Source organism: Luteitalea sp. (genome assembly GCF_044337415.1).
Taxonomy (GTDB): Bacteria; Acidobacteriota; Vicinamibacteria; order Vicinamibacterales; family Vicinamibacteraceae; genus Luteitalea.
Genome location: NZ_JBIINP010000244.1, coordinates 1 through 5,610 on the forward strand (window position 1 = coordinate 1; position 5,610 = coordinate 5,610).

Annotated in this window: 6 protein-coding genes; 2 read left to right on the forward strand and 4 right to left on the reverse strand. The window is 69.5% G+C overall.

The window, feature by feature from the left end; translation table 11 throughout:
- On the reverse strand, positions 1 to 335 hold a 335-nt coding region (locus tag ACIRDX_RS20055; RefSeq protein ID WP_396627211.1), incomplete at its 3' end, for a DUF6933 domain-containing protein.
- A 220-nt stretch (positions 336 to 555) separates the two neighbouring features.
- Between ACIRDX_RS20055 and ACIRDX_RS20060 the strand changes: the two genes are divergently transcribed.
- Positions 556 to 1,140 (forward strand): MOSC domain-containing protein, encoded by a 585-nt coding sequence (locus ACIRDX_RS20060; RefSeq protein ID WP_396627212.1) that lies wholly within the window; start codon positions 556 to 558, stop codon positions 1,138 to 1,140.
- Between the two features lie 102 nt (positions 1,141 to 1,242).
- Here ACIRDX_RS20060 and ACIRDX_RS20065 read toward each other — a convergent pair whose 3' ends face one another.
- Together ACIRDX_RS20065 and ACIRDX_RS20070 are read right to left on the reverse strand one after the other, a co-directional pair.
- Positions 1,243 to 1,623, reverse strand: coding sequence for a VOC family protein (locus tag ACIRDX_RS20065; protein WP_396627213.1), 381 nt, complete (start codon positions 1,621 to 1,623; stop codon positions 1,243 to 1,245).
- A complete protein-coding gene (locus ACIRDX_RS20070) occupies positions 1,620 to 2,690 on the reverse strand; it encodes an SDR family NAD(P)-dependent oxidoreductase (RefSeq protein WP_396627214.1) in 1,071 nt (356 codons plus the stop codon). Before ACIRDX_RS20070 ends, ACIRDX_RS20065 begins: the two co-directional genes overlap by 4 nt.
- Positions 2,691 to 2,850: 160 nt before the next feature.
- Between ACIRDX_RS20070 and ACIRDX_RS20075 the strand changes: the two genes are divergently transcribed.
- Positions 2,851 to 4,539 (forward strand): hypothetical protein, encoded by a 1,689-nt coding sequence (locus ACIRDX_RS20075; RefSeq protein ID WP_396627216.1) that lies wholly within the window; start codon positions 2,851 to 2,853, stop codon positions 4,537 to 4,539.
- 71 nt (positions 4,540 to 4,610) lie between these two features.
- Here ACIRDX_RS20075 and ACIRDX_RS20080 read toward each other — a convergent pair.
- Positions 4,611 to 5,610: M20/M25/M40 family metallo-hydrolase (locus tag ACIRDX_RS20080; RefSeq protein ID WP_396627215.1), on the reverse strand; the 1,000-nt coding region annotated here is incomplete at its 5' end.

Genomic DNA, 5,610 nt, shown 5'->3' on the forward strand with positions numbered 1-5,610 from the left:
GTGAGGAGGGCGCGATCCCTGGCGACGCCGACGTCGCCGCTCGTCATCGCATCGATCTCCCGGGCAATGACGGCCTTCGGGAGGCCCAGGCGGTGCAGCACGCCGACCAGCGCGATGGCCAGGTTCTCGGGCAGTTCCTCGAAATCGCTCGCCGGCAGGACCACCGACAAGCGGCTACGCTCGCTGGTGCACAGAAGCAGGTCGCGACCGGTGGCCTCGAGCGGCACCACGTACCAGTCGCCGAGGCGCGTCGTGGGGGCGACCTCGGCCGGAAGCGGCTCTTCGGGATCGGTGACCAGGCCGAGCAGCGGGCGGGTGAAGCGCAGGGTGTACATGTTGCGCAGTGTACAGAACGGGTAGCGGGTACCGGGTATCGGGTATCGGGTACCGGGTACGGGGTACGGGGTACCAGCAGCATGCTCTCTGAGCCTTGAGCCCTGAGCCTTGCCCTGAGCCCTGAGCCTGCTCTTTCAGCCCTGAGCCTTGAGCCCAGTGCCTAGAGTCGAGTCGAGGCCGTCCCTGTTCTGTCTGGCCGTCGCGAACGTTATACCTCGTATGCCGCAGGCTCCCGCGTACGCCATCACGTTGACCCACGCGACGCTGGACGAGCTGCGGGCGTGCCTGGACGAGATTCGCCTGGCGCCCGCCGACCGGGGCGAGGTGGCGCTCGTGGTGCGGCGCCCGGCGGTGGGCGTGCGCGAGGTGCTGCACGAAGGCCATTTCGTCGCAGGCGAGGGCCTGGCGGGCGACACGTGGGTGCAGCGCCAGTCGACGCGCACGACGGACGGGGCGCCTCATCCCGACATGCAGATCACGCTGATGGGGACGCGCGCGCTCCGGGCCATCACGCCCGACGAGTCGCGTTGGCCGCTCGCCGGCGATCAGCTGATCGTGGACCTCGACCTCACGTACGAGAACCTGCCCCCGGGCACGCACCTGCAGGTGGGCCGCGCGGTGCTACAGGTGACCGACCAGCCGCACACCGGCTGCGCCAAGTTCATCGAGCGCTTCGGCGTCGACGCCATGAAGTGGGTGAACTCGCCGGAAGGCCGCGCGCTCAACCTCCGCGGCATCTACGCGAAGGTCGTGTCACCAGGCGTGGTGCGGCCGGGCGACACCATCTGCAAGCTGGCAATTTGAAATTCGACATTGGAAGTTCTCGCGCGAGGGCCTTTCGGCCACTCGCCTCGAGGATCCACGACGCGGCAACGGCCGGAGGCCGGCCGCCTGGAATGTCCCATGTCAAATTTCGAATTGCGGGTGCTCGATCAGGCCGATCACGTTGCCGAACGGGTCGGCCACCCGTGCCACCTTGATCCCCTCGCCCACATCCGTCGGCGCCGCCACGAGCGTGGCCCCCACCATCACGAAGTGCTCGACGGCCGCGTCGATGTTCAGCACGCGCCAGTAGGCCACCGCGCCGCCGGGGCCGGGCTGTCCTTCACCGGTGTCTGGATTCAGGCCGAGTTCGTAGCCCCCGATCGAGAACCCCACGTAGAAGGTCTGGTCGAAGTACGGCGGCTGCGCGAAGGCCTGCGCGTACCACGCCTTCGCATGCGCGAGGTCGGGCACCTGGTAGATGACGGTGGCGAGGCCGAGGCTGGTGGGGGCGAACTCGATCATCGGGTCTCCGCGAGCGCTGCGAGTGCATCGGGATCGACCGGGCGCAGGCGGTCCACGAGCGTGCGGCGGCGATGCCGGCGCAGCAGTTCCAGTTCGCCCTCGATGGTCTGGGCCCACATGGCCGCGGCATCGCGGAACTGCCAGTGCAGTTCCCGCTGCGCGCGTCCGCTGGAGAACCCGAGCTGCAGGCGCGACGTCATCACGATGTCGCGCGACAGGAAGGCCGGCAGGCCCATGGCGCGCTGCAGCGGCTCGATCGACCAGTTGTTCAGCCAGGCCAGCGGCCAGGGCAGGTACACGCGCATGCGCATCGCGCCCGGCGCCTGCCACCAGTGCGCCAGATGCTCCTCGACGGTCGCCACGTTGCCCGCCAGCAGGTAACTCCTGCCAGGCGTCCCCTCCGCTGCCGCCAGTGCGATGCCCTCGGCCACATCGTCCACGTGCACGCACGACAGCGTGCTGCGTCGCCCCCAACCCATGGGCGGAAGCCGCCTGGCGAGGTACAAGCGCAGCAGGTACCCGAAGAACGCGTGATCGTTGGGACCGATCACGGCCCCGGGGCAGGCGATGATCACCGGGGCGCCAGTGGCCTGCTGCCGTACGGCGATGGCGTGCGCCTCGGTCTTGGTCTGCTCGTAGTGGGTGGCGGGCACCGCCTGACGCACGAACGACTCGTCGGCGATGCCGTGGCCGGCCGTGTCGCCGTAGGCCATGATCGACGACACGTGCACGACGCGCCCCACGCCCAGGCGACGCGCGGCCTCGAGCACCACCTCGGTGCCGCGCACGTTGATCGCCGTCATCCTGGCCTTCGCCTCGCCCGAGACGCCGTACTCGTAGTGCCCGGCGTTGTGCACCACGACATCGGCATCACGCATGGCCGCCAGCACCGACTCCGGATCGGTGGCATCGCCCTGCGCCAGGTGCGCCCCGAGCGCCTGGACGGCGCGCGACGAGGTGGCGTCGGGCCGCCGCACGAGCGCCGTGACACGCCAGCCGCGGCGCAGCAGGGCGCGAGTCAGTGGCTGGCCGATGAAACCAGTGGACCCCGTCAGGAAGATCCGCATGTCACGCATCCTGCCTCTTCCCGCGCCGGAGTCAAGCGGGATCGCGCCGCGCGCGTCCCGGACTACACTCCCGCCCCAGGAGCTTCCCGTGACCCCTGCCCGTTCCCGCGCCCTTCGACTCGGTGGTGGCCTCTGCGCCGCGTTGGCCATCGCCGGAACCCTGATCCACGTCTCGCCGGAAGCGGCGCAATCGACCGGCGTGCGGATCCGCGTGTCGTTTCCTGCCTCGCTCGAGGCGACGCGACTCGATGGGCGCCTGCTGGTGATGCTGTCGACCGACCCGAAAGCCGAGCCGCGCTTCCAGATCACCGACGAGGCCGGGACGCAACTGGTCTTCGGGGTGGACGTGGACGGCATGGCGCCGGGCGCGCCCGTCACCGTCGACGCCGCCGCGTTCGGCTACCCGCTGCGCAGCCTTCGCGACGTGCCGCCGGGCACCTACACGGCGCAGGCGTTGCTGCACCGGTACGAGACCTTCCGCCGCGCCGACGGATACGTGGTGAAGCTGCCGATGGATCGCGGCGAGGGCCAGCAGTGGAACCTCGCGCCGGGCAACCTCTACTCCACGCCCGTGCAGGTGACCATCGGCAAGGACGCCGCCATCGACATCACGATGGACAAGGTGATCCCGCCGATCGCCGATCCGCCGACGACCAGGTACATCCGTCACGAGCGCATCCGCAGCGAGAAGCTCTCGAAGTTCTGGGGACGCGACATGTACCTCGGCGCGCACATCCTCGTGCCCGAGGGCTTCGACACGCACCCCGAGGCGCGCTACCCGCTGATGATCGACCACGGGCACTTCCCGTACACGTTCGGCGGGTTCCGCGAGGAACCACCCGACCCGAACCTGAAGCCCGACTACAGCGCGCGCTTCGGCATGAGCGGCTACAACCGCTACCAGCAGCAGGCCGCCTACGACTTCTACAAGGAGTGGACTGGCAAGGGCTTCCCGCGCGTGCTGATCATCCAGATCCAGCACCCGACGCCCTTCTACGACGACTCGTACGCCGTGAACTCCGCCAACGCCGGCCCCTGGGGCGACGCGATCGTCGAGGAGCTGATTCCGCACATCGAGAAGAAGTACCGGGGCATCGGCCAGGGCTGGGCGCGCTTCATGTACGGCGGGTCCACCGGCGGCTGGGAGGCGCTGGCCGCGCAGGTGTTCTACCCGGATGCGTTCAATGGCGCCTACGCGTCGTGCCCGGACCCGATCGACTTCCGGGCCTACACGGTGGTGAACCTGTACGAGGACCGCAACGCCTACTACGTGGAGGCGAAGTGGAAGAAGACACCGCGGCCCGGCCATCGCAACTGGCTCGGGCACGTCAGCACGACACTCGAGGACATGAACCTGCGCGAACTCGCGCTCGGCACGAAGACGCGCTCGGGCCAGCAGTGGGACGTGTGGGAGGCGACGTACTCACCCGTCGGCCCAGACGGCTACCCGAAGCGCATCTGGGACAAGGTGACCGGCGAGATCGACAAGGACGTGGCGGCGTACTGGAAGGAACGCTACGACCTCGTGCACATCATGAAGCGCGACTGGGAGAAGGGCCTCGGCAAGAAGCTCGCGGGCAAGGTCAACCTGTACGTCGGCGACATGGACAACTACTACCTGAACAACGCCGTGTACCTCGCCGAGGACTTCCTCCGCGCGACGACGGCGCCGTGGTTCGACGGCGAGATCACGTACGGCGATCGCGCCGAGCACTGCTGGAACGGCGACCCGGTGCGGCCCAATTACGCATCGCGCCTCCGGTACCACCAGATGTACGTGCCCAAGGCCGTCGCGCGCATGGAGAAGACGGCGCCGCAGGGCGCAGACCTCAAGAGCTGGAGATACTGAACGAAGGTAGGGCGCGGTGTCCCACCGCGCCGCTATCCCACAGCGGCGGCGTGGGGACACGCCGCCCTACCTCAGCGCTCCGTCGGCGTCGTCGCCAGCGCCACGATCAGGCGCGTGAGGGCGTCGAGATCGCGAAGGTCGAGCACCTCGCCCGGTGAGTGGCTGTAGCGGCCCGGCCAGGAGAGCCCCTGGTTGGGCGCGCCCCAGAACGTGAACGTGGTGCCATCGGTACCACCCTGCGTCAGCCCGATCTGCAGCGGGATGCCGGCCGCCTCGGCGGCGCGACGCGTGCGCTGGCGCTCGGCGTCGGGCGAGATGCTCGAACTCTCGATGGCGCGCAGTACCGGGCCCTTGCCCAGCGGGGCGTAGGCGAAGTGGGGCGTCTCGAGCGGCGTGTCCGACGAGACGAACGTGTCGATCGAATAGATGCGCGCGGCCGTGCGCCCCAGGCGACGCGCCATGGCCGCCGCGCCCACCAGGCCGCCTTCCTCGTGGACCGACCAGGCAAACACGACCCGGCCCGGGAGCGTGGCGGGATCGATGCGTGCCACCGCACGCAGCAGCGCCGTGGTCCCCGCGCGATCGTCGAGGGCCCGGGCGGTGTAGCGCACGCGCCCCAATCGCAGCCCTTCCTTGTGGCTGGTCACCTGCATGCCGACCGCAATGCCACGCGCGGCGAGTTCGGCGGCGTCGAGACCGAACCAGGCCTGCAGCGCGTCCGGGGTTTTCTTGTCGGCTCTCGGCCTCGCGCGAAACACGCCTCGCAGCGGCGGCGGGGCGCTCGCCGCAAGCGAACTCGCCTTCCAGCGCGCATCGGTGTCCATGCCACGCCCGGTGGAGGTGCTCGGCGCACCCGGAGGGTCGAAGTGCACGAGGGCCGTCTGCCCTTCCCACGCTGACGCGACCGGGCCTCCCTCCGCCTTCAGCGTCGCGGTGCCATCCGCACCAATCGACTCGATGACGTAGCCCACCTCGTCGATGTGCGCCATGAACACCGTCGCGGGCCCACCCGGGCCTGCCGTCACGGTGATGTTGCCGACGTCGTCGACGACGGCACGCTCGCGCGCCCAG

Bases quoted from the DNA above. Each gene is read 5' to 3' on its own strand.
- ACIRDX_RS20060 (WP_396627212.1), top strand. From the start codon at position 556: ATGCCGCAGGCTCCCGCGTACGCCATCACGTTGACCCACGCGACGCTG.
- ACIRDX_RS20065 (WP_396627213.1), bottom strand. From the start codon at position 1,623: ATGATCGAGTTCGCCCCCACCAGCCTCGGCCTCGCCACCGTCATCTAC.
- ACIRDX_RS20070 (WP_396627214.1), bottom strand. From the start codon at position 2,690: ATGCGGATCTTCCTGACGGGGTCCACTGGTTTCATCGGCCAGCCACTG.